Raw genomic sequence first — 22,393 nt, 5'->3', positions numbered from 1 at the left:
AGTTTCGCACCACAATCAGGCGCATTAGCGAATATCATTTATCAATTTCACCGCTTTGGTGATCCAAAAATCCACCGCCTGGCGCAGCGGCCGCACAACATTGCATGCTAGAATCGCCGGCATCTTCACCAGCTTTCAAGAGGAACCGTGGCGCAAATCAAAAAAAGCGGGATGCGCGAAGCCATCCTGGAATCGGCCTTCGACCTGTTCTCGCGCAAGGGTTACACGCCCACCACCATGGCCGAGATCGCCCGCACGTCGAACATGACCGTGGCCAACCTTTATGTGTATTTCGATTCCAAGCTGGCCATCCTCTATGAAATCTACAAGCCCTGGCTGGAACAGCAGCTTGCGGCACTGGCCGATTCGGTGCGCAAGTTCCGCACCCCGCGTTCGCGTCTGCGCCGTATCTTCACCGGCATCTGGGGCGATATCCCGGCCGCCGACCACTCCTTCGCCAACGCGCTGATCGAAGCCCTGGCCGTCTCGCCCCAGGGCATGGCCAAGCCCAACACGCTGCTGATGGATGTGGAGAGTTTCCTGACCGGGCTGGTCGCTGAATGCCTGCCGGAAGAGCGCGCCCACCTGGTCAAAGATGACCTGCTCGCGCATGTGATCTGGATGGCCTTCGACGGTTTCACCATCAACCAGCACCTGGGTGACGTACGCGACATCGGCGCCATCGCCGACATCATGACCAACCTGCTGATTGCCGACGCCGGCGAAACTCGCTCCGTCGGGGCGAGCAAAGCGGCTGCCGCCAAGCACCCTCGCAAGAAAGCTCCCGGCAAAGCATCGGCCTGATGGCGCCCGACGCCGCCAGGGCCGGTGGCGCCGGGGTTGTTGCCGGCCACTTGCAGTTGAAAAAAGCGTGAAAAAGCTTGCCCGGAGAAAACGCATTACAATCGTCCGGACAAGTCCATCCACGCCGCCAGCCACCTGCCGCCTTGCGCTCACTTCATGCTCGCCATCTTCAATGTCGTTTTCCCGATTTTTGCGCTGATCTTCCTCGGCTATCTCTGCCGCAAGCGCAATATCCTCAGCGTCAACGCCGCCAGCGAGCTGAACCGCTTTGTCATCTATCTCGGCCTGCCGGCGCTGCTGTTCGACTCGATTGCGCGGCTGACGCCGGCCGATTTCAGCAACCTGCGCTTCATCGCGGTGTTCGCCGTCGGCATCGCCGTGGTGTTCGTGCTGACGGCCTGGATCAAATATCGCCAGGGCGCGGCGGCGGCCGACATCATCATCGACAGCCTCGGCACTTCCTATGCCAACGTCGGCTTCATCGGCATTCCGCTGTGCCTGCTGGCGTTCGGACGCGAGGGCATGCCGCCGGCCGTGATCGCGATGGTGATGACCGCCTGCCTGCTGTTTGCGATCGCCATCGTGCTGCTGGAAATCTGCCTGCACGCCGAGAAGCACATCGGCCGCAGCCTGCTCAAGACCGGCAACTCGCTGATCCGCAATCCCATCCTGATCGCGCCCGTGCTCGGCAGCCTGGTGGCGGCGAGCGGCCATGCGCTGCCGGCCGGCGTGCAACAGTTGTTCAAGCTGCTGGGCGCGGCCGCCAGTCCGTGCGCGCTGGTGTCGCTCGGCCTGTTCCTGGCGCAGCCGATACGGGACAAGCAATCCGGCTCGGTGGGCTTGCTGGTCGGCTTCAAGCTTCTGCTGCATCCCGCCATCACGGCGGTGTTCGCCTACTGGATACTGCCGCTGCCCAAATTGTGGGCGGACACGGCGCTGCTGCTGTCGGCCATGCCGATCGGCACCGGCCCCTTCATGCTGGCCGAACTCTACCGGCGCGAAGCGGCGCTGATGTCGCGCGCCATCCTGATTTCCACCACCACTTCGCTGGTCACGATCACGCTGATCCTGGCCTGGATCGCCCACTGACATGAAAATCCAGATCGCCTCCGACCTGCACTTGGAGCGCATGACGCCCAGGTTCCCCGACTATCGCGCCATCGAACCGACCGATGCCGACCTGCTGGTCATCGCCGGCGACATCCATCACGGCGCTGAAGCGATCGACGCATTCGCCGACTGGCCGGCGCCGGTGCTCTACGTGCACGGCAATCACGAGGCTTACCACGCGCAATATCCGCAGGTGGTCGACGACATACGCCGCAGCGCCCGGGCCAGCAAGGACCATGTCCGGCACCTGGAGAACAATGCGGTCGTCGTCGGCGGCGTGCGTTTCCTGGGCTGCTGCCTGTGGACCGACTACGCCTTGCAGCAGAAGGAACTGGAAGCGCTGACGCCGCAGGCGGCGATGGAACAGGCCGGCAACATCCTGTTCGACCACCGCGTGATCGGCATGCCGGACGGCGGCCTCTTCACGCCGCAGCATGCCTTGCAACTGCACCGGCAGTCGCGCGCCTGGCTGGAGGAACAACTGGCCCGGCCTTTCGACGGCAAGACGGTGGTCGTCACGCATCACGGCGTGCATCCGCATTCCATCCATGAACGTTTTGCCGGCTCGCCGCTCAATCCTGGCTTCATCAGCGACCTGACGCCGTTGCTGGCGCAGGCCGACCTGTGGATACACGGCCATGTGCACGACAGTTTCGATTACGTGGCGGCGGGTTGCCGCGTCGTCACCAACCCGCGCGGCTATGCGCTCAACCTGAAACAGGCGGCGACGCTGGACGATATCGAATGGGAAAATCCCGCCTTCGATGCGCGGCTGGTGATCGAACTCTGAACCGGAGCGGCCCTGGCCGTCAGCGCGAGCTGATCGCCAGTGTGCTGGTGACGGTATCGCTCTTTTCCTGCAGCAATTCTCCGAAGCGCTCGGCCGGCACCGGCGGGCTGAACAGGTATCCCTGCATCTCGTCGCAACCGTGCAGGCGCAGATAGGACAGTTGCGCCTGCGTTTCGACGCCCTCCGCAATGACGTGCAGCTTCAGGCTGTGGGCCAGCGAAATGATGGACACCGTGATGGCGGCATCGTCGGCATCGACGGTGATGTCGCGCACGAACGACTTGTCGATTTTCAGCACGTCGATGGGAAAACGCTTGAGATAGGCCAGGCTGGAATAACCGGTGCCGAAGTCATCGATCGACAGGCGCACGCCGAGTTCCTTGAGTTCGCTCAGGATGCCGATGGCGTGCTCGACATCGTTCATCACCAGGCTTTCGGTAAGTTCAAGTTCCAGGCAATCGGCGTCCAATCCGGTCTGTTTCAGCACCGCCGCGATCGACGACACCAGGTCCTTTTGCACGAACTGGCGCACCGACAGGTTGACCGACACGCGCAACTTGCTCCAGCCGGCGTCCTGCCACGCCTTGGTCTGTGCGCAGGCGGTGCGGATCACCCACGACCCGATCGGCAGGATCAGCCCGGTCTCTTCGGCCAGGCTGATGAAACGCACCGGCGACACCATGCCCAGTTCCGGATGCTGCCAGCGGATCAGCGCTTCCATGCCGACCACCGCGCCGCTGCGCAGGTCGATCTTGGGCTGGTAATGCAGCACGAATTCGTTGCGCTCCAGCGCGCTGCGCAGGTCGCCTTCGATGCGCAGGCGTTCCAGCGCCTGCGCGTTCATCGCGGGCGTGTAGAACTGGTAGTTGTCGCGGCCGTTTTGCTTGGCCCGGTACATGGCGATGTCGGCGTGCTTGACCAGCGTCTCGGCATCGCGGCCGTCGTCGGGATAGGCCGCCACGCCCAGGCTGCAGGTCGGGAAGAAGGTATGTCCTTCGATCGTCATCGGCGCCGCCACGGCTTCCTGGATGCGTTGCAGATGGCGCGTGTCGAGGCCGACGCCGGTGTATTCCGAGATCACGATGACGAACTCGTCGCTGCCCAGGCGCGCAATGGTGTCGGTGTCGCGCACGGCGGCGCGCAACCTGCCTGCGATGGTTTTCAGGAACACGTCGCCGGCCTTGTGGCCGAGCGAATCGTTGACGAACTTGAAGCGGTCGAGGTCGACGAACACCACCCACAGCGAGCGCTGGTAGCGTTCGGCATAGGCGATGGCTTCTTCCAGCAGCTTGCGCAGCATGTTGCGGTTGACCAGGCCGGTCAGCACGTCGCGGTTGGCCTGGAATTCCAGTTCGGTTTCGTAGCGCTTCATCGAGGTGATGTCGTACAGCGCCGCGACGAAATGCGTCACCTGGCCGTCGTCGCTCTTCACCGGCGCGATGTAGAAATCGTTCCACATCTCCCCGCCGTTCTTGTTGTGGCTGCGCAGCACGACATTGCCTTCGCGCTGCTCGCGCATGGCGTTCCAGATATCGGCGAATCCCTGGGCGTCGCCGTCCTTGCTCTGCAGCACGCGGATACTGCGCCCCGCAACCTCGCCGGCGCCATAGCCGGTGATGCGTTCGAAGGCGGGATTGACGTACTCGATCGGATAGTCCGGCGCCGTCGCCTGCATGATGATGATGGCGTTGGCGCTGGCCTCGATGGCGCGCTGGCGCAGTTGCAGCGCGCGCTCGACCTGCTGGCGCGCGTGGATGTCTTCCTTCAGCAGGACGTTGGTCAGGCGCAGCTCGGCGGTGCGCTCTTCGACCGTGCGCTGGATGCGGCGCGAACGCATCGACAGCGTGTACAGATAGGCAGCCGCCAGCAAGGTCAGCAAGGTGCCGGCGCAGAGGATCAACAGCGAATTCGCGTGATTGGCGGTCAGCGCTATCGGCGCCGATTTCGCTTCCAGATGCCAGGGCTGGCCGGCGATGTTGAACGTACGACGGATATGCAGCGGCTTGCGATAGCCCAGCCACGAGGGCAGCAACGTCCCGGTGCCGGCGTTGTCGCTGCGGTAGACCAGGTCGGCGGTGTCGGCGGAGGTGCCGATGTAGACGCTGACCTCGACATCCTCGCTCCTGAGCGGACCGACGGCATTGAATATCCTTTGCAGCAGGACGCGCGCATGAAACACCGCCGTGGTGTCGCCGACAACCGCCGCCCGGCGCTGCGCCACCGTGTTCAGCGGCATGCCGTAGCGGTATACCGGCACCAGCACCAGCAAGCCGCGCTCGTCGGTGGAAGCCTGCGCCAGCCGCAAGGCGCCGGTCGAGACCGGCTTGCCGCTTTCGATGGCTTGTTGCAGCGCCCGCATGACGACGTCGTTGCCCGATAGGTCGAGGCCGAGCGCGGCACGGTTGCCCTGCATCGGCTCAAGGTAATCGACCACGAGGTAACGCTCGCGCGGCGGCGCCGGCACGATCTTTCCGTCAACCATCGTGGAGATGCCGAACCCCGGATACGTCGCTTGCATGTGGCGCTCGAAGCCGGCGCGTTCGCTGCCGGCAACGAAGCGCTGGAAGCTGAATGCCTGCACGTGCGGATATTTTTCCAGCAGGGGTTCGGTAAAGGTATGGAATTGGTCGCGCGTCGGGCTGTCGATCGTGGCGAACAGGCGGTTGATCACGGTCAACACCTGCACGGCTTCTTCGAGACCACGCTGCAGCGTGGTCACGCGTATCATCACGCGCCGTTCGAAATCGAGACTGAAGGCGTCGTCCTCAAGCTTGCAGGTGCCCAGAAATAGCAGCGCGGTCACGCCGAAGCCGATGATCAGCGTCAGCGACACCGAGATCGAAGCTCCTATGCGTTTGATCGCTTTATACATGCTGGAACTCATTTCCGTGGCCAAACCCTGACCATCATAAACGCACAGCTCCGGCCGCATGTGCGTCGCGGATTATTTTTTTTCGGCTGGATAAAGGAGCACCGCCGCCTCGCAGACGACGATCGACGTCTCACTAGAATTGCGCAAGCTTGTCCTACGGAGAGAACCGGCGTTGCACGCGGAGTCTCACCATAACGGGGCAAGACTGAAAGCGGAACGCGCCACAAAATGTGGCGCGTTATCGTATCCGAAAGGAAATTTACCTTGTCGCGGCGTGCTGCGACTGCGGCATTTTTACCACGCGGCCGTGTCGTTCCCTTGCGCGCGCTGTTCCTGTTCGATCGCCTGCGCCTGCATGAAGGCCGCGAAGGAGCGCTCGATGGTGGCGCGTTCGATATCCCGGGTGATGAACACGATGCGCGTGCGGCGATCGTCGGACGGCCACGCCGGCAGCGTCACGGTGGGATGGAAGATATGCTGCACGCCGTGGATCACCACCGGCTTGTCCTGCCCGGCAAGATTGACGATGCCCTTGATGCGCAGGATGTTCTGTCCCTTGAAGCCGACCAGCAGGCTCAGCCATTCGTCGAACAAATCGGGTTCGATCGGCTGCTCGAAGCTGAAGCAGAACGCGCGGATATGGTCGTCGTGGCGGTTGACGTCGTGCCGGTGCGCATGATCATGCTCATGTCCGTGCCCATGATCGTGGCCGTGATGATGACCATGATGATCATGCGCCGGTTCGGCATACGACTCTTCGTTCAGCCAGCGCCCGACGTCGGGCGTTTTGTCGGCGGCATTGAACAAGCCGGCGTCCAGCAATTTCTGCGGCGCAACCTGCCCTTGCTGCGACAGGATCTGTTCCGCGCCGGGGTTGAGTTGCTTCAGCCGCGCCCGCAAATCCTGCAGCGTGGCGGCATCGGCAAGATCGCTCTTGGTCAGCAGCAGCCGGTCGGCCACCGCCGCCTGCTGCACGGCTTCGATGTGGTTGTCGAGCGTCCGGTTGCCGTTGACGGCGTCGATCGTCGTGATGACGCCGTCGAGGCGGTATTTGGAGGCGATGAAGCTGTCGGTCATCAAGGTATGCAGGATCGGAATCGGCGACGCCAGTCCGGTGGTTTCGATGATGACGCGATTGAACTTGCGCTTGCCGCCTTCGGCAAAACGCCAGGTGATGTCCTTGAGCGTCTTCTTGAGATCACCGCGTATCGTGCAGCACAGGCAACCGCTGCTCATCTCGACCACGACATCGTCCTGGCTGTGCGCGACCAGCAGATGGTCGAGGCCGATTTCGCCGAACTCGTTGATGATGACCAGCGTGTCTTTCAACGCGGGCTGGGCCACGAGGTAATTGAGCAAGGTGGTCTTGCCGCTGCCGAGGAAGCCGGTCAGCAGGGAAATCGGGATCAGTGCGGGCGTGTCTTGTGTCATGGCAAAAATGGGATGGCCGGCCGGATCATTCAGTCGTTGTCGTGCGACGGCAGCAGATGGCCCATCTTGGTGGCCTTGGTGCGCAGGTAGCGGATGTTGAAGGGGTTGCGGTTTTCCACCAGCGGCACGCGCTCGAGCACGTCGATGCCGCACTCCTTGAGCGCACTGACCTTGCGCGGATTGTTGGTCATCAGGCGCAGCCCGGCGATGCCGAGATGTTCCTGCATCGGCTTCACGATGGTGTAGCGGCGCATGTCGGCCGGGAAGCCCAGTTGCAGGTTGGCTTCCACCGTATCGGCGCCGCCGTCCTGCAATTGGTAGGCGCGTATCTTGTTGAGCAAGCCGATGCCGCGACCTTCCTGGCGCAGGTAAAACACCACGCCGCGCTTTTCCTTGGCGATGCGCTTGAGGGCAGCTTCCAGTTGCGCGCCGCAATCGCAGCGCTGGCTGAACAGGGCGTCGCCGGTCAGGCATTCGGAATGCACGCGCGCCAGCACCGGCTCGCCGTTGCCGACGTCGCCCAGCACCAGGGCCAGATGTTCCTTGCCGGAAACGTGGTCGACGAAAGCATGCAGTTGGAAAGTTGCCCACGGCATCGGCAATGCGCAGGAACTGACGAATTCCAGGTTTTCTTCCGGAATGACGACGTCTGTTTCGATGTTTTCTGGTGACGACATGATGAACCTATTTGAGTGCCTGAATTCGGCGCAGCCTTGTATCTTACAACGCGACCGTATTTATTTCAGGTACATCCCCGCTTTCTTCAAGTGCCGCAGACGATATCGATGGCGCAGGCAAAGCCGAAAGCCGCCACCGGCGGCCTTCGGCAATTTCTTGTCGGCAATGAAAGTAACCGCTTATCTGTCGCGGTTACGGCCCGGCCACAGGCGCACCGCCAGCGCACTGGCCGCCGCCGCTGCTGCAAGCGCCACCACGGCAATCCATCCCCATTGCGCCAGCAGCAGGCTGCCCAGCGCGGCGCCGGCGGCCATGCCGATAAACATGCCGACGAACAATACCGCATTGAGGCGGCTGCGAGCGCCGGGTTCGATGCTGTAGACGATGGTCTGGTGCGCCACCAGCGTGGCCTGCACGCCGAGGTCGAAACCGATCGCGCCGAGCGCCAGCAGCCACAACTGGCCGCCGGTCGAGAGGGCGGGCGCGAACGCCATGGCGGCGAAGGAAACGAGGGCCAGGCCGATGCCCAGGCGCGTCACCAGTTCAGGCCCCTTGCGGTCCGAGATGCGGCCTGCCAGCGGCGCCGCCAAGGCGCCGGCCGCACCGGCCAGGCCGAACGCGCCGGCGGCGGCGCTGCCCAGATGGAAAGGCGCGGCGTGCAGCATGACCGCCAGCGTCGACCAGAAGGCGCTGAAGCCGACCGACAACAAACCCTGCGCCAGCGTGGCGCGACGCAACGCCGGATGCTTCTGCACCAGCTTGCCGAGGGAGCCCAGCAGCGCGCTGTAGGACAGATGCGTGGTGGCCTTGAAACGCGGCAGGCCGCGCCATGCGGCGACGCCGATCAGGGCGATGCTGACCGAGGCGGCGACGAACATGGTGCGCCAGCCGAAATGCTCGGCGACGAAGCCGCTCAATACGCGCGACAGCAGGATGCCCAGCAGCAGGCCGGTCATCACGGTGCCGACCGCCTTGCCGCGATGCGCTTCCGACGCCAGCGTGGCGGCCGCGGGAACGATGTCCTGCGCCAGCGTCGCCGACAAGCCGATCGCCAGGCTGGCCGCCAGCAGCAGGCCGATGCCGGACGATGCGCCGGCCAGCAGCAAGGCGCCCGTCAGGACCGCGGCCTTGATCAGGATGATGCGGCGGCGATCGTAGCGGTCGCCCAGCGGCGCCAGCAACAGAATGCCGAGCGCGTAGCCGAGCTGGGTCAGCATCGGCACCATGCCGACGGCGCGGTCGGAAGCGCCAATGTCGGCCCCGAGGATGCCCAGCATCGGCTGCGAGTAATACAGCGAAGCCACCGCCAGGCCGGCTCCCGCCGCCAGCAACAGCATCAGCGAGGCCGGCAGGTCGTTCGATGCAACCGCCGCAGCGGCCGCATCGTTGTTAGCACTATTTTTTATATGCGTATTCTGAATGGAAGACATGATAGACACCCCTTGTAAGTTGATGGGATGCAGTTTGCCTTGCCATGTTGCGTTGCGGTAGTGGCAAAACTTGCAGAATTGTTATACGCTCTACGTATGAGCAAGCAAGACAACTTCAATCCTCCTTCGCCCACGGCCTCGGACCGGATCGAACTGATCCAGACCTTCGTGCGCATCGTCCAGGCCGGCAGCCTGTCGGCGGCGGCTGCGCAGCTCGGCACCACGCAGCCGACCGTCAGCCGCCGCCTGCAGTTGCTGGAGCGCTCGTTGGGACTACGCCTGTTGCAGCGTTCCACGCATGCGATGAAACTGACCGAAGACGGCGAACGCTGCTATGAGCGCGCGCTCGATCTGCTGGCGGGCTGGGAATCCTTCGAATATGACCTGCGCGGCGCTGGCGTCCAGGCCGAAGGCTCGTTGCGCGTGGTGGTGCCGAACGCCTTCGGACAGAGCCAACTGATCGGGCCGCTGGCCGAATTCATGCGACGCCATCCCGGCATTACCGTGGAATGGCTGCTGTACGACCGTCTTGCCGACTTCATTGCGCACGGCATCGACTGCGCGATCCAGGTCGGCGAAGTCCGCGATCCGTCGGTGGTGGCGATCCGGCTGGCCGAAGTGCCGCGCATGCTGGCGGCAGCGCCTGCGCTGCTGGCGGACTATCCGATGCCGACGCATCCGCGCGACCTTGCGGCGATGCCGTGGCTGGCGATCCCGCAGTTCTATCGCCGCGACGTCACGCTCAGGCATGCCGTCACCGGCGAGGTCGCCGAAGTCGCGTTCCAGCCGCGGCTCAGTTCCGACAGCCTGTATGCGCTCACCAATGCGGCGGTGGAAGGCGTCGGCCTGATCCTCGGCTCGGCCTGGCTGCTGCGCGACCACATGGCCGGCGGCCGTCTGGTGCCGCTGCTGCCGGAGTGGGAAGCGGCGCCCTTGCCGGTGTCGATCATCTATCCGTATGCGCGCTTTTATCCGGCGCGCCTGCGCTATTTCATCGAGACCATGCGCGAGGCGATGCCGGCGGCGGTCGGCAGCGCGGCACGCTGGCCGCAGCGCGACGACAAGCAGCAGTGAATGCACAGACGATGATTATTGCGGCGGCTTCTGCGCCGCGATGCCGGGAATGCCGACGCGGATCAATTCCGAAAAACGCGGATCGTCGCCTGCCGCGCGGGCGCGCTCGGTGATGCGTCCGCGCGCACGCAGCGTGGCATAGTCGACGCCGGGCGCGAGGCCGCCGACGTCATAGGCGTACTCTCCCAGATGACCGGAAGCAAGCAGCCGGTAATCCAGCGGCAATCCGGGATTGATGGCGCGCGCAAGGCCGAAGACGATGGTCGTGCAGTTGCTGGTCAGCGTGTTGTAGAACGCCGGCGCCTGTTCCAGTTTGCGCGCCTCGCCGGCATAGCCGAGGAACATGGCGCGCAGCGTCGGCGGCGATACCTGCAATCGGTAGAAATACACATCTTCGCCGCGCACGTTGCTGCGCACGCGAATGATGTCGCGCTCGTCCGCCGCCACCAGCACCGTCTCGAACTTGCGGAAGAAACCGCCGATGGCCGAGAAGCTCTCGCCCTTTTCCTTGCGGATCTCCACCGACAAGGTCAGGTAGCGCCCGTCGTCGAAACCGAACGATACCAGCGTATGCGCAATCGTCGGGCCCATCCAGTACGAGAGCACCAGATCGGCCGAAACCACATGATCGAGATCGTATTCGCGCTCTTCCCAACGCACGGTGTAATCGGTCTCGCTGCGCCAGTCGAAGTTGCGCACGTTGCTCAGGCGAACCTTGCTGCCGTCAACCTCGACATGCAGCAGCCGCGCCACGTCGTCAGCCCAGATGCGATCATGCGACGGCTTCAGCGTGCCCCACCAGCCCAGCACGCCGGCAAACACCACGCCGAACCACACCAGCGGCTTCCAGCGCCGCTGCCACAAGGCCTTCAGCGCAACCAGCAGGGCCAGCGCCAGCACGGCGACCACCGTGACCCTGACCTGCGTCGGCGCCTGCAATTGGTGCCATAGCGCAAAGCCGGCCCAGACGCCGGCCAGCGTTGCCAGCAACGTCGCCAGCAAGGTCAGCGCGATGCCGGTCAGCTTGGGGACGATGCCGCGACCGCCGGAATCTTTCATGGCGGTCACTGGCGGCGCATCACCAGTTGCACCGAACCCTGGCCGTGGCATTCGAACGCCAGCGACACATCAGTCAACAGCTTTGCCGAACACGTGGTCTGCCGGTCTGCCCAGCTCAGCGTGCTGCCGCTGACCGTGCCGCTGGCGCTGATCGGCATGGTGGGAAAGCTGCCTTCCATGGTGCCGGTGATGGCCGCCTTGCCGGCCGCCGTGGTGGCAAAATTCAAGGTCCAGCGCTGCGCCGAGCCGAAGGAATTGGTGCCGGTGCCGAACCACTGGCCGTCGAACAGCGTCGGCTTGAGTTCGCTATTCTCGGGTTTCTTTTCCTGCGGCACGGGCGTCATCGCAACCTGCTTGCACACCTGGCAACTGATGTCGGTAATGTTGGCGCGGGTAATCTGCTTCTGCCCCCAGATGTTGTCGGCGCCGGTGTTGCCGCTGACCAGCACATTGAAGTATGGCGTGCCGTCAACGTAGTAATTGATCTTGGAACACGCCGGCGCGGAAGAGGTAAACCGCAGCTCGGAGGCATACGAGCCGATGGTGGTCGCCTCGACCGGCCTGACTGCAATCGAAGCGGAACATGCACCCACGGCTTGCTGGCAATCGCAGCTCGGCGCGGTCGCCTGCGCGACGGCGGGTGTTGCATAGGCGACATAAGCGACAACGCCGGCGAATAGCAGCGCAAGATGGAACCGTTTCCTCATCGATGTCTCCCCCTGTCATGTATACACGCGGCGCGATGCTGACTATGGTACACCGCCGCTCCCCGCACGCGGCGCGCCGGTGTTCGGCCAAGCTGAACGCAAGCTGAAAATAACCTGACGCCGATATGACGAAATTGTCATGCGTTGGTCATGATCCTGTTGACCGGCGCGGCGCACACTTCGTTCCACGATGGTCGCAGCCCCCTTCAATGCTTCCCTCAAGCCATGCTGCCTGCATGGCTGACTGCGACCATCGTCTGACTTTTTTGGAGAAACATCATGCGTACATTGCGAACCTTGCATATAGCCCTCGCCGTCCTCACCTTCAGCAGCGCCGCCAGCGCCTTCGCCGAAGCGCCGTATCCCGTGGAACAGCCTTTCGTCTCGACGCTCTCGCGCGCCCAGGTCAAGCAGCAACTGATCGAGGCCGAACACCAAGGCTTGCTGTCGCAAGGCGACGACTATCCCGTCCTCTCGGAAGCGCCCTCGCAACTGAGTCGCCAGGACGTTGAACGACAATTGCAAACTGCACAAAGCGTCCATGGCGACGCGACTTACGCCGGCGCGTAATCGCTTTTCCCTGCCGCCCTGCCCCTATTCAGCGAAGCGCGGCTTGCCGGTTCGCAGGATATCGGGAGAGGCGGCGTAACATTCCAGTTGCACCGATGTGCAAGGCTTGCAAAACAGATAGCCTTGAAATGCCCGGCAACCGTGCCGGCGCAGAAAATGGTATTGCGAAAGAGTTTCGACTCCCTCCGCCACCACCTTCAACCCCAGCTCATGGGCCAGCGCAAGAATGCTCTTGACGATGGTCGCGTCCTGCGCCGAACCGGCCACCTCCGAAACGAAAGATCGGTCGATCTTGAGAACGTCCAGCGGCAGACGCCGCAAATACGACAGCGACGAATAACCGGTGCCGAAATCGTCCAGCGAAAAGGCGATGCCGGTTTCACGCAGTGCCGTCATCTTGGCGCCGACTTCCTCAATGTCGTTGAGCAGCATGCTCTCCGTGATCTCCAGCTTCAGCAATGCCGGGTTGGCGCCGGTAGATTCGATGGCGCCCAGCACCTGTTCAACGAAATCGCTCTGGCGGAACTGCCGCGCGCTGACGTTGACCGCGATGCTGACGTCGGCCATGCCAGGATCGCGGCTCCAGACCACCAATTGCTGACAGGCTTTCCTGATCACCCAGGCGCCGATGGCCAGGATCAGCTCCGACTTTTCCGCATGGCCGATGAATTCGGCCGGCGGAATCAGGCCGCGCACGGGATGCTGCCAGCGCACCAGCGCTTCGGTGCCGATGATGGCGAAGCCGTCGTCGATGACCGGCTGATAGTGCAGCACCAATTCTTCGCGGACGATCGCGCGGCGCAGGTCGGCTTCCAGCTCGGCTGCCTTCAGGACATTGACCTGCATCTGCGGATCGAAGAAGCGGAAGGTATTGCGGCCGGCCGACTTGGCCTCGTACATCGCCATGTCGGCCTGTTTGAGCAGGTCTTCCAGCGCCCCGCCGGTCGGCCCGAAAAGGGCGATGCCCATGCTGGGCGCGCTATGCAGGACATGGCCGTCGATTGCATAGGTCTCGTTGAGCGCATGCAGGATCTTGCGCGTTTTCAGCTCGCTGTGCATGGCGGCTTCCTGCCGCGACGAACCCAATTGTTCCAGCAACACCACGAATTCGTCGCCGCCCCAGCGCGACACCGTGTCGGCTTCGCGCGTCTGCTGTTGCAGGCGCGAGGCCACGCGCCTGAGCAACTGGTCACCCATGTCGTGGCCGAGCGTATCGTTGAGTTCCTTGAAATTGTCGAGGTCGATGAACAGCAGCCCGCCGTATTGGCCGTTGCGTTCGGCCTTGATCATCGCCTGGGACAGACGATCGCGCAGCAACCGCCGGTTGGGCAGATTGGTCAGGCCGTCGTAAAAAGCCAGATGTTCGATCTCGGCCTCAGCGATCTTGCGTTCGCTGATGTCCATATGCGTGCCGACCATGCGGATCGGCGCGTTGCCGGGACCGCGCTGCACCACCTTGCCGCGGCTCTGGACCCAGATCCAGTCGCCGTCGCTTTTGCGCAGGCGGTGTTCGGAAGCGAACATGGCGCTGTCGCCGCGGAAATGTTCTTCCAGCAGCCTCTGCACGCGGACCGCGTCGTCCTCATGCAGGAACTCGATCCAGCACCGCGCCCGGTCCCGTCCGACGCTGCGCAGCATCGCCTTGGCGCGCGCATCCGTCATGTAGCCGCCGTCCGGAATGTGCCAGTCCCACAGGCCCAGGTCGGCACCCTTCAAGGCCATGTCGATGCGTTCGGCATGCTCGGCCTGTTCGCGTTCGCGTTGCGTCGACAAGTCGTCGAACAAACGCCGCCTGCGCTGGATGACGCTCAAGGCGATGGCGCTGAGCACGGCGAACAGGGTCCACACGCTGCCGTAGATTTCGGCCAGGCGGCGCCAGCCGCTTTGCATGGCGCCGACGTTCCGGCTCAGGCTGACCACCAGCGTCTTGTTGAGCGCCAGCGCATCGCTGGCGATGGTCCTTTGCACCATCAGGCGTTCATCGCCGACGGGCGAGGATTTGCCGGTCAGTACGGTGGCCACGAGATGGCGGCTCAGGTGGCGGCTGATGAAGGTGTCGGTCTTGTCGCCGCTCATGCCGACGCTGTCATGCGGCACAAAGAACAGCCGCATGCCAGACTGATCGGTGATCGCGCTGCGCATGTCGGGTGCGTACAGGACTGAGCGCATGACCACTTCGAAGTATTCCGGATTGAGGATCGCCAGCACCACGCCCTGTGGATGCCGGCCGGTTGCCGGGATCGGCAGCGCCGCCTTGATGTTGATGGTGCCCGGCGTATTTTCGTAGGGTTGCGAAAGATAAAGCGTGGCGGGGTCGCTCATGCCGGCGATGCTGCCGATGAACTGGCGGTCGTCCAGTTTCTTGTCCATCAGGTCGTCGTCGGACGCCAGTATGCGTCCCGTGGCGTCCATCACCATGATGGCGCGCACGCCCGGCATCGACTTCTTGAGCGCTTTCAGCGGCAGCCGTTGTGGATATCGCTGCGCGTCGCCGATGTCGGCGCCGACGGCGCTGCGGATTTCTTCCAACGCATTGCGCACGCCGGTCAACTGATGCACCAGGTTTTCATCGATGATCCTGGCCTGTCCCTGCATACGGTCGATCTCGGCCGCCGCGCTCAGTTTCTTTTCGGACCAGACCAGATAGCCGCTGAGGGAAGCGCCGACGACCAGCAACGCCAGCAGCGTCGACCACTCCGCCAGCTTGCGCCGCGATTTTATTTTGGATGCAAAGAGATGCTTCATGTTCCACCTCGCCGAAAGCGCCGACAGATTGACGGGCAACGCCGGACAACTGAACAGGCCTGCAAACGATTCCCTGTGGAAACGCAGCCGTTTTGCATCGTCGTATTTCAAGTCCGGGGTTCGCTACGGGGCCGGTCGGAACGCGCCATCCTTAGCGTGGAAACAGCTTATGCCCTGGCGCGCGGCGCGCCTATCCGACATAGGTTTCAGCCACCTATACTTTGGTTTAGGACGGCTTCCGCCGGTAAATCGCTTGTCGTATACTGGGCGCACTGCGACAAACCTCGGCCGGTCGTGCGGACAGCCGGCAACAATAAATCCAAAAGAGTCCCATGTCAGAACCGGAACGTTCCTCGCTCTTGCAATTTATGGCCGGCGTGCTGGCGCTGGTTATCTTCCTGATCGACGCGCTGACGCCGCTGGACATCGCCATCGCGGTCCTGTACGTCGCGGTCGTGCTGGTCGCCGTGACGGCGTGGCCGCGCCGCGGCGCCCTGCTGATCATGGCCGGCTGCATGTTGCTGACCGTTGCCGCTTATGTGATCTCTTACGGCATGTCGATCGTCGGCGGCTCGTTCGCGCGCATGCTGGTCAGCCTGGTGGCGATCGCCATCACCACCTTCCTCGCGCTCAAGGGACAAGCCGCCACCAGCCGCCTGCTGCTGCGCGAAGAGGCCCTGAGCCGCGCCCAGGCCCAGCTTACCCACGTCACCCGCGTGACCATGCTGGGCGAACTCGCCGCCTCGATTGCACATGAAGTCAACCAGCCGCTGGCGGCGATCAACGCCAACGGCGAAGCCTGCCTGCGCTGGATCGACCGGCCGCAGCCCGAAATCCAGGAGGTCAAGGCGGCCGTGCAAGGCATGCTGGAAGACGCCACTCGCGCCAGCGAAGTCATTCGCCGCGTGCGGCTGCTGTCGCGCAAGAGCGAACCGGCCTATGCGCCGCTGGCCGTCAACGACATCGTCGAAGAAAGCGCCGCGCTGGTGCAGCGTGAACTGGCACGTCACGGCGTGCGCCTGACGCCGCGCCTGACCGGCGGCTTGCCGCTGGTGCATGCCGACCGCGTGCAATTGCAGCAGGTCATCATCAACCTGATGATGAACGGCATGCAGGCGATGGAGGATATTCCCGGGCACCGGCGCGAACTGGTGCTGGAAACCTCTCTGTCCGGCGACGATCGCGTCGCGGTGACCGTGATCGATTGCGGCCACGGCATCGATCCGGCGCACAGGGACCGGCTGTTCGATCCGTTCTTCTCGACCAAGACCGAGGGCATGGGCATGGGACTACCGATTTGCCGTTCGATCATTGAATCCCACGGCGGCCGCATTCGCGTCATCGATGGCGTCGACAATGGCGCAGCCCTGCAGTTTTCGCTTCCTTCGCTGTGATGCCGCCGCCATGATGACACCGAACGACAACCCGCCATCCGAAGCCGACAAAGCCATGGTGTTCGTCGTCGACGACGACGCCTCGATGCGCAAGGCTGTCGACAGCCTGCTGCGTTCAGCCGGCCTGTCGACGCAGACCTTTGCCTCGACCGCCGAATTCATGCAGCACAAAGCCTATGCCGGACCGGCCTGCCTGGTGCTGGACGTGCGGCTGCAAGGCGTCAGCGGCCTCGATTTCCAGACCGAACTGCAGCGCAGCGGCGATGCGCTGCCGATCATCTTCATGACCGGGCACGGCGACATTCCCATGAGCGTCAAGGCCATGAAGGCCGGCGCCATCGATTTCCTGGCCAAACCGTTCCGCGACCAGGATCTGCTGGACGCGGTGATGCTGGCCATCGAACGCGACCGCGCCAACCTCGCCGCCGGCAAATCCATTGCCGACCTCAAGGCGCGCTTCGCCACGCTGACGGCGCGCGAGCGGGAGATCATGGGACTGGCGGCATCCGGATTGATGAACAAGCAGATCGCCGGCGAAGTCGGCACCAGCGAGATCACCGTCAAGATCCATCGCGGCAATGCGATGAAAAAGATGCAGGCGAAAAGCTTCGCCGAACTGGTCAAGATGGCCCAGGCGCTAGGGCTGTCCTCCTGAGACGCTACCTGATACCTGGCGCCGGCGCGTCGCGCCACATTGTTGCCTTCCACTAATACCATCGTATGATTTCGCCGCTGTCGCAAAGGACTTATTCTTGCTTCCAGCGACGGACCTTTTTCGGCCCTGTCCATGCAACAGGATGGATCAATTGACGACACCCAACATTCGTACTATCGGCATCGTGGACGACGATCCATTCGTGCGCGCGGCAGTTTCCAGCCTGGTGCGGTCGCTGGGCATGCAGGCCAGGGTGTTCGCCTCCGCCGAAACCTTTCTGCAGGAACGCGGCTTCGATGCAGTCGACTGCGCGATCACCGACGTCCAGATGCCGGGCATGAGCGGGCTGGACCTGCTGGATCAGTTATTGTCCGACGGCTGTCGGCTGCCGCTGATCTTCGTGACCGCCTTTCCCGAGGAAAGCATCCGCAAACGCGCGCTGGCGGGCGGCGCCATCGGTTTTTTCAGCAAACCCTTCAACGCCGGCGAACTGATCGGTTGCATAGAACGTGCGCTGAACCAGCAAATCCGGCGCCATGACAACAAGGAACGACCATGACTCATGAACTCCAGGCGCCCAGGATGCCTTCTTCGCTTCTCTTGCCGCAGCGTCCGGGCGATCATGCCCGGTCCGGATCGTGGCGGCAGTTCCTGCGGCGGCATTCGCGCTGGTCCGTCTACGGTTTGCTGCTGCTGGTCATTGGCGCCAGTATCGCCTTGTCGATCGTCATGGAGCATACCGCCGGCGACATCCGCCACCGCACTGAACTGCTCTCGGCACAAAAGACGGATGACGGCAATGCAATGACGGCGATTGCCGCGAACCGGGCAGATGCGCAACTGATGGGTACGGCGCGCGATGTCATGAACATCATCCGGCTGGTGCATCTGTTCGATCTCCTGACGCTGGTGACCGCCGGCTTCATGCTGTATCACATCCGTGCGCGCCTGCGCATCGAAGCGCAACTGGCGCATCAGGCCGATCACGATCCCCTGACGGGACTGGCGCACCGGCGTTCGTTCGAGCGCCGCCTGCGCCAGTTGCCGGCGCAGGCGCATACCGTGGTGCTGGGCACCATCGACCGTTTCGAACGCGTGGTCGGCGGCTTCGGCCATGCCTTCGGCGACAAGATGATGAAGGATGTCGCCGAGCGCATCCGCATCTGCGCGGAGAGTTTCGGCGCCGAGGTGTACCGCCTTGACGGCGCCAACATCGCCATCCTGTTTCGTACCGCGCAAAGCCATCCTTCGTTTCTGGAGGCGCTCGCGGCGCTGCAGATGCAGATGCGCACGCCCTTCGTCAGCGAACGCCACGAGGTAGTGTCCAGCCTGAGCCTTGGTTATGCCGAATATCCGCGCCACGGCGCCGAAGCAGCGCGTCTGCTGAAAAACGCCGACGCCGCCTTGCAGGCCGCGCGTCAGGCCGGCGGCGATGTGCTGGTGGCTTATTCGGAAAACCTCAACGCCCAGGCCGACCATCGTCTGGACATGGAAACCCAACTGCGCCACGCGGTCGAGCGCGGCGAGCTGGAACTGCATTACCAGCCGCAGCAATCGCTCAATAGCAACCGCCTGATCGGCTTCGAAGCGCTGATCCGCTGGCGCCGCAACGGCGAGCTGATCTCGCCCGACAAGTTCATTCCGCTGGCGGAAGAGACCGGCCTGATCATCGGCATCGGCGAGTGGATTCTGGAGCAGGCTTGCCGTCAGGCGCAGGCATGGAAGCTTGCCACCGGCATGGACCTCACCATGGCGGTCAACATCTCGCCGCGGCAGTTCAATCATTCCGGTTTTTTCGAAATGGTGGAACGCACGCTGGCCGACACCGGCATCGCGCCGCACAGCCTGGAACTGGAAATCACCGAAGGCGTGATGATGGATAACGTCAAACGCTCGATCGAACTGCTGGGCACGCTGCGCCGGCTCGGCCTCAAACTGTCGATCGACGATTTCGGCACCGGCTATTCCAGCCTGGCCTACCTGAAGCGATTCCCGATCACCAAGCTGAAGATCGACCAATCCTTCATCCGCGAACTGCATCCGCAGTCGGAAGACGCCTCCATCGTCCAGGCGGTCATCGGCCTGGGCCACAACCTCGGCGTCGAAGTCATCGCCGAAGGCGTGGAAACCCAGGAGCAGCGCGAATGGCTGCGCCAATGGTCGTGCGATGAAGTGCAGGGATACCTGTACGGCCGTCCGCAGCCGGCGCATGCAACGCCTCCGGAACTGTTTGCCGTCGCCGCATAGGCGGCAGGAAAATAAAGCAGGGGAAATGCCGGGAATGTCGTTCAGTGAAGCCGGCAAATCCCGAACAACTGTCGTCCTGACGAACATCAGGACGACTATGTCGGCGAGCAACAGGCTTGACCGAACCCCATTAACCGCGCCGACGCGGATCCGCCGATTGCACGGATCCGCTTGTCATTGCCTGGCCGGGTTTAAGCCTTGACGGTTTCCAGCGCGGCGTTGAATGTCGCGCTTGGACGCATGACGGCGCTGACCTTGGCCGGATCGGCCATGAAGTAGCCGCCGATGTCCACCGGCTTGCCTTGCACCGACTTGAGTTCGGCGGTGATCTTCTGCTCGTTCTCGGTCAGTTGCTTGGCCAGCGGCGCGAACTTGGCGGCCAGTTCCGCGTCGTCTTTCTGTGCGGCCAGTTCCTGCGCCCAGTACATGGCCAGGTAGAAATGGCTGCCGCGGTTGTCCAGTTCACCGGTCTTCGGCGATGGCGACTGATTGTTGTCGAGCAGCTTGCCGGTGGCGTCGTCCAGTGTCTTGGCCAGCACCTTGGCCTTGTTGTTGCCGTTCTTGATGCCCATGTCTTCGAGCGACACGGCCAGCGCCAGGAATTCGCCGAGCGAGTCCCAGCGCAGGTGGTTTTCTTCCACCAGTTGCTTGACGTGCTTCGGCGCCGAACCGCCCGCGCCGGTTTCGTACATGCCGCCGCCGGCCATCAACGGAACGATCGACAGCATCTTGGCGCTGGTGCCCAGTTCCATGATCGGGAACAGGTCGGTCAGGTAATCGCGCAGGATGTTGCCGGTCACCGAGATGGTGTCCAGGCCGCGGATCACGCGTTCCAGCGTGTAACGCATGGCGCGCACTTGCGACATGATCTGGATGTCCAGGCCCTTGGTGTCGTAATCCTTGAGGTAAGTCTCCACCTTCTTGATCAGTTCGGCTTCATGCGGACGGTACGGGTCGAGCCAGAACACGGCCGGCATGCCGGAGTTGCGCGCGCGCGTGACGGCCAGCTTGACCCAGTCGCGGATCGGCGCGTCCTTGACCTGGCACATGCGCCAGATATCGCCTTGCTCGACATTTTGCGACAGCAGCACTTCGCCGGTCGCCAGGTCGACGATGTTGGCCACGCCGTCTTCGGCGATCTCGAAGGTCTTGTCGTGCGAACCGTATTCTTCCGCCTGCTGCGCCATCAGACCGACGTTCGGCACGGTGCCCATGGTGGTCGGGTCGAAGTTGCCGTTGGTCTTGCAGAAGTTGATGACTTCCTGATAAATGCGAGCGAAGGTGCTTTCCGGGATCACCGCCTTGGTGTCCTGCGGCTTGCCGTTGGCGTCCCACATCTTGCCGCCGATGCGGATCATGGCCGGCATCGAGGCGTCGACGATCACGTCGTTCGGCGCGTGCAGGTTGGAGATGCCCTTGGCCGAGTCGACCATGGCCAGCGAAGGACGATGTTCGTGACAGGCGTGCAGGTCACGGATGATCTCTTCCTTCTTGGTCGAAGGCAGCGCCTCGATCTTTTCGTACAGATTGACCAGGCCGTTGTTGACGTTCACGCCCAGTTCGTCGAACAGCTTGCCGTGCTTGGCGAAGGCTTCCTTGTAGAAAATCTTGACGGCGTGGCCGAACACGATCGGGTGCGACACCTTCATCATGGTCGCCTTGACGTGCAGCGACAGCATCACGCCGGTCTTGCGCGCGTCTTCGAATTGTTCTTCATAGAAGTCGCACAGCGCCTTCTTGCTCATGAACATGCTGTCGATGATTTCGCCGGCCTTCAGGGCGACCTTGGGCTTGAGCACGATGGTCTTGCCGCTCTTGCCGACCAGTTCCATCTTGACGTCGCGTGCGCCGTCCAGCGTCATGGACTTTTCGCCGTGGTAGAAGTCGCCGTGCTTCATGTGCGCAACGTGGCTGCGCGAAGCCATGCTCCACTCGCCCATGCTGTGCGGATGCTTGCGTGCGAAGCGCTTGATCGAGGCCGGTGCGCGGCGGTCGGAGTTGCCTTCGCGCAGCACCGGATTGACGGCGCTGCCGAGCACTTTCGAGTAGCGCTTCAGGATTTCCTTGTCTTCGTCGGTCTTCGGATCTTCCGGCAGATCGGGAATCTTGTAGCCGTGCGATTGCAGTTCGCGGATCGCGGCTTGCAACTGCGGCACCGAAGCGCTGATGTTCGGCAGCTTGATGATGTTGGCGTTCGGGTCCTGCGTCAGTTTGCCCAGCGTGCCCAGGTTGTCGGGGACTTTTTGCTCGTCGGTAAGACGATCCGAGAATTCGGCCAGAATCCGCGTGGCCACCGAAATATCGCTGCCGACGACATCGATGCCCGCCGGCGCGGTAAACGTCTTGATGATGGGCAGCAGAGAGTAAGTCGCCAACAGCGGCGCCTCATCGGTCAGCGTATAGATGATGGTGGATTTGTCTGTAGTCACGGTGATGTCCTTGCGGGGTTGGTGTTGGTAGAGCCTTGATCCGTCTCGGAAGCTGCCGCGCCATCAAGATGGCCGGGCACGGCGAAGCGGACGATACGGGTAGTACCTGGCTTGCATGCCCGGCAGCGCCTGGGCGCCGGATTGACGTTGCGACAACCTCGTATTGTATCGGTGCTTCCTTTCGCCAAACTGTAGGAAGACGGCGTTTCCTGCTGTCACCGCCTGAGCACCGACACAAAAACATCCCGTATTTTAGCGCGAAACCGTCGAAAATCGTTGAAGATGGGCTTGGAACAGCAGCGGCGCCGCTTTGCTGCCGGGGTTGAAGCCCGAACGGCGCATATTGGCCGACGATGCCGCCAGTTTTACTGATTGCGATGCCAGTGGCATCTGCCGTT

18 protein-coding genes are annotated in these 22,393 nt (G+C 62.9%); 9 read left to right on the top strand and 9 right to left on the bottom strand.

All coding sequences use genetic code 11. The features are described from left to right. Positions 1-147: 147 nt before the first annotated feature. The 3 genes from RV1423_RS19960 to RV1423_RS19950 all read left to right on the top strand — a co-directional run bounded on the left by RV1423_RS19960 (position 148) and on the right by RV1423_RS19950 (position 2,704). Positions 148-804: a TetR/AcrR family transcriptional regulator gene (locus RV1423_RS19960; RefSeq protein ID WP_231502431.1), complete on the top strand. Its 657-nt coding sequence runs from the start codon at positions 148-150 to the stop codon at positions 802-804. A 156-nt stretch (positions 805-960) separates the two neighbouring features. Next, positions 961-1,893, top strand: coding sequence for an AEC family transporter (locus RV1423_RS19955; RefSeq protein ID WP_034300458.1), 933 nt, complete (start codon positions 961-963; stop codon positions 1,891-1,893). A 1-nt stretch (position 1,894) separates the two neighbouring features. Next, complete coding sequence (locus RV1423_RS19950) at positions 1,895-2,704, top strand: metallophosphoesterase (protein ID WP_034300456.1); 810 nt, start codon at positions 1,895-1,897, stop codon at positions 2,702-2,704. A 19-nt stretch (positions 2,705-2,723) separates the two neighbouring features. On the opposite strand, the gene RV1423_RS19945 is transcribed toward RV1423_RS19950, so the two are convergent. The 4 genes from RV1423_RS19945 to RV1423_RS19930 form a co-directional block, all read right to left on the bottom strand. Beyond that, complete coding sequence (locus RV1423_RS19945; RefSeq protein ID WP_034300454.1) at positions 2,724-5,576, bottom strand: EAL domain-containing protein; 2,853 nt, start codon at positions 5,574-5,576, stop codon at positions 2,724-2,726. Positions 5,577-5,870: 294 nt separating this feature from the next. Beyond that, the gene (locus tag RV1423_RS19940; RefSeq protein WP_034300452.1) at positions 5,871-7,007 is read right to left on the bottom strand and encodes a GTP-binding protein; all 1,137 of its coding nucleotides are present in this window, start codon (positions 7,005-7,007) and stop codon (positions 5,871-5,873) included. Between the two features lie 29 nt (positions 7,008-7,036). Then, positions 7,037-7,684: a GTP cyclohydrolase II gene (gene ribA, locus RV1423_RS19935; protein WP_034300450.1), complete on the bottom strand. Its 648-nt coding sequence runs from the start codon at positions 7,682-7,684 to the stop codon at positions 7,037-7,039. A gap of 180 nt (positions 7,685-7,864) precedes the next feature. Then, complete coding sequence (locus RV1423_RS19930; RefSeq protein ID WP_034300448.1) at positions 7,865-9,115, bottom strand: MFS transporter; 1,251 nt, start codon at positions 9,113-9,115, stop codon at positions 7,865-7,867. Positions 9,116-9,211: 96 nt separating this feature from the next. Between RV1423_RS19930 and RV1423_RS19925 the strand changes: the two genes are divergently transcribed. Then, positions 9,212-10,189: a LysR family transcriptional regulator gene (locus tag RV1423_RS19925; RefSeq protein WP_034300447.1), complete on the top strand. Its 978-nt coding sequence runs from the start codon at positions 9,212-9,214 to the stop codon at positions 10,187-10,189. 15 nt (positions 10,190-10,204) lie between these two features. On the opposite strand, the gene RV1423_RS19920 is transcribed toward RV1423_RS19925, so the two are convergent. Both RV1423_RS19920 and RV1423_RS19915 read right to left on the bottom strand, forming a co-directional pair. Next, entirely contained in the window at positions 10,205-11,248 is a 1,044-nt protein-coding gene (locus tag RV1423_RS19920) for a DUF4105 domain-containing protein (protein WP_034300533.1), read from the bottom strand. Positions 11,249-11,253: 5 nt separating this feature from the next. After that, on the bottom strand, positions 11,254-11,955 hold the full coding sequence (locus RV1423_RS19915) for a hypothetical protein (RefSeq protein WP_231502422.1): 702 nt from the start codon (positions 11,953-11,955) through the stop codon (positions 11,254-11,256). A gap of 279 nt (positions 11,956-12,234) precedes the next feature. On the opposite strand from RV1423_RS19915, the gene RV1423_RS19910 reads away from it, so the two are divergent. Continuing rightward, positions 12,235-12,525 carry a DUF4148 domain-containing protein gene (locus tag RV1423_RS19910; protein WP_034300446.1) on the top strand — a complete coding sequence of 97 codons (291 nt, stop codon included), beginning with the start codon at positions 12,235-12,237 and terminating at the stop codon, positions 12,523-12,525. A 24-nt stretch (positions 12,526-12,549) separates the two neighbouring features. Here RV1423_RS19910 and RV1423_RS28620 read toward each other — a convergent pair whose 3' ends face one another. Continuing rightward, positions 12,550-15,270 carry an EAL domain-containing protein gene (locus RV1423_RS28620; RefSeq protein ID WP_155835180.1) on the bottom strand — a complete coding sequence of 907 codons (2,721 nt, stop codon included), beginning with the start codon at positions 15,268-15,270 and terminating at the stop codon, positions 12,550-12,552. Between the two features lie 332 nt (positions 15,271-15,602). Between RV1423_RS28620 and RV1423_RS19900 the strand changes: the two genes are divergently transcribed. The 4 genes from RV1423_RS19900 to RV1423_RS19885 all read left to right on the top strand — a co-directional run bounded on the left by RV1423_RS19900 (position 15,603) and on the right by RV1423_RS19885 (position 19,566). Continuing rightward, entirely contained in the window at positions 15,603-16,664 is a 1,062-nt protein-coding gene (locus tag RV1423_RS19900) for a sensor histidine kinase (RefSeq protein WP_034300445.1), read from the top strand. Between the two features lie 13 nt (positions 16,665-16,677). Beyond that, on the top strand, positions 16,678-17,319 hold the full coding sequence (locus RV1423_RS19895; protein ID WP_051516810.1) for a response regulator transcription factor: 642 nt from the start codon (positions 16,678-16,680) through the stop codon (positions 17,317-17,319). Positions 17,320-17,470: 151 nt separating this feature from the next. Beyond that, positions 17,471-17,878, top strand: coding sequence for a response regulator transcription factor (locus tag RV1423_RS19890; RefSeq protein ID WP_231502420.1), 408 nt, complete (start codon positions 17,471-17,473; stop codon positions 17,876-17,878). After that, positions 17,875-19,566 carry a bifunctional diguanylate cyclase/phosphodiesterase gene (locus RV1423_RS19885; RefSeq protein ID WP_081768904.1) on the top strand — a complete coding sequence of 564 codons (1,692 nt, stop codon included), beginning with the start codon at positions 17,875-17,877 and terminating at the stop codon, positions 19,564-19,566. The genes RV1423_RS19890 and RV1423_RS19885 overlap by 4 nt, the downstream gene beginning before the upstream one ends. Before the next feature lie 191 nt (positions 19,567-19,757). Here the strand turns inward: RV1423_RS19885 and RV1423_RS19880 are convergent, their stop codons facing one another. Next, positions 19,758-21,995, bottom strand: a complete 2,238-nt coding sequence (locus RV1423_RS19880; protein WP_034300442.1) for an NADP-dependent isocitrate dehydrogenase — start codon at positions 21,993-21,995, stop codon at positions 19,758-19,760. A gap of 252 nt (positions 21,996-22,247) precedes the next feature. Next, on the bottom strand, positions 22,248-22,385 hold the full coding sequence (locus tag RV1423_RS29960) for a hypothetical protein (RefSeq protein ID WP_155835179.1): 138 nt from the start codon (positions 22,383-22,385) through the stop codon (positions 22,248-22,250). Positions 22,386-22,393 lie beyond the last annotated feature (8 nt).

Source organism: Herbaspirillum sp. RV1423 (assembly GCF_000577615.1).
In the GTDB taxonomy this organism is placed as follows: domain Bacteria; phylum Pseudomonadota; class Gammaproteobacteria; order Burkholderiales; family Burkholderiaceae_D; genus Herbaspirillum.
The sequence above is the reverse complement of the archived record's forward strand: the minus strand, read 5'-3'. Positions and strand labels throughout refer to the sequence as shown.

Excerpts from the sequence above, each read along its gene's own strand:
- RV1423_RS19955 (WP_034300458.1), top strand. The coding sequence starts at position 961 with ATGCTCGCCATCTTCAATGTCGTTTTCCCGATTTTTGCGCTGATCTTC.
- RV1423_RS19950 (WP_034300456.1), top strand. The coding sequence starts at position 1,895 with ATGAAAATCCAGATCGCCTCCGACCTGCACTTGGAGCGCATGACGCCC.
- RV1423_RS19945 (WP_034300454.1), bottom strand. The coding sequence starts at position 5,576 with ATGTATAAAGCGATCAAACGCATAGGAGCTTCGATCTCGGTGTCGCTG.
- RV1423_RS19940 (WP_034300452.1), bottom strand. The coding sequence starts at position 7,007 with ATGACACAAGACACGCCCGCACTGATCCCGATTTCCCTGCTGACCGGC.
- ribA (WP_034300450.1), bottom strand. The coding sequence starts at position 7,684 with ATGTCGTCACCAGAAAACATCGAAACAGACGTCGTCATTCCGGAAGAA.
- RV1423_RS19930 (WP_034300448.1), bottom strand. The coding sequence starts at position 9,115 with ATGTCTTCCATTCAGAATACGCATATAAAAAATAGTGCTAACAACGAT.
- RV1423_RS19925 (WP_034300447.1), top strand. The coding sequence starts at position 9,212 with ATGAGCAAGCAAGACAACTTCAATCCTCCTTCGCCCACGGCCTCGGAC.
- RV1423_RS19920 (WP_034300533.1), bottom strand. The coding sequence starts at position 11,248 with ATGAAAGATTCCGGCGGTCGCGGCATCGTCCCCAAGCTGACCGGCATC.
- RV1423_RS19915 (WP_231502422.1), bottom strand. The coding sequence starts at position 11,955 with ATGAGGAAACGGTTCCATCTTGCGCTGCTATTCGCCGGCGTTGTCGCT.
- RV1423_RS19910 (WP_034300446.1), top strand. The coding sequence starts at position 12,235 with ATGCGTACATTGCGAACCTTGCATATAGCCCTCGCCGTCCTCACCTTC.
- RV1423_RS28620 (WP_155835180.1), bottom strand. The coding sequence starts at position 15,270 with ATGAAGCATCTCTTTGCATCCAAAATAAAATCGCGGCGCAAGCTGGCG.
- RV1423_RS19900 (WP_034300445.1), top strand. The coding sequence starts at position 15,603 with ATGTCAGAACCGGAACGTTCCTCGCTCTTGCAATTTATGGCCGGCGTG.
- RV1423_RS19895 (WP_051516810.1), top strand. The coding sequence starts at position 16,678 with ATGACACCGAACGACAACCCGCCATCCGAAGCCGACAAAGCCATGGTG.
- RV1423_RS19885 (WP_081768904.1), top strand. The coding sequence starts at position 17,875 with ATGACTCATGAACTCCAGGCGCCCAGGATGCCTTCTTCGCTTCTCTTG.
- RV1423_RS29960 (WP_155835179.1), bottom strand. The coding sequence starts at position 22,385 with ATGCCACTGGCATCGCAATCAGTAAAACTGGCGGCATCGTCGGCCAAT.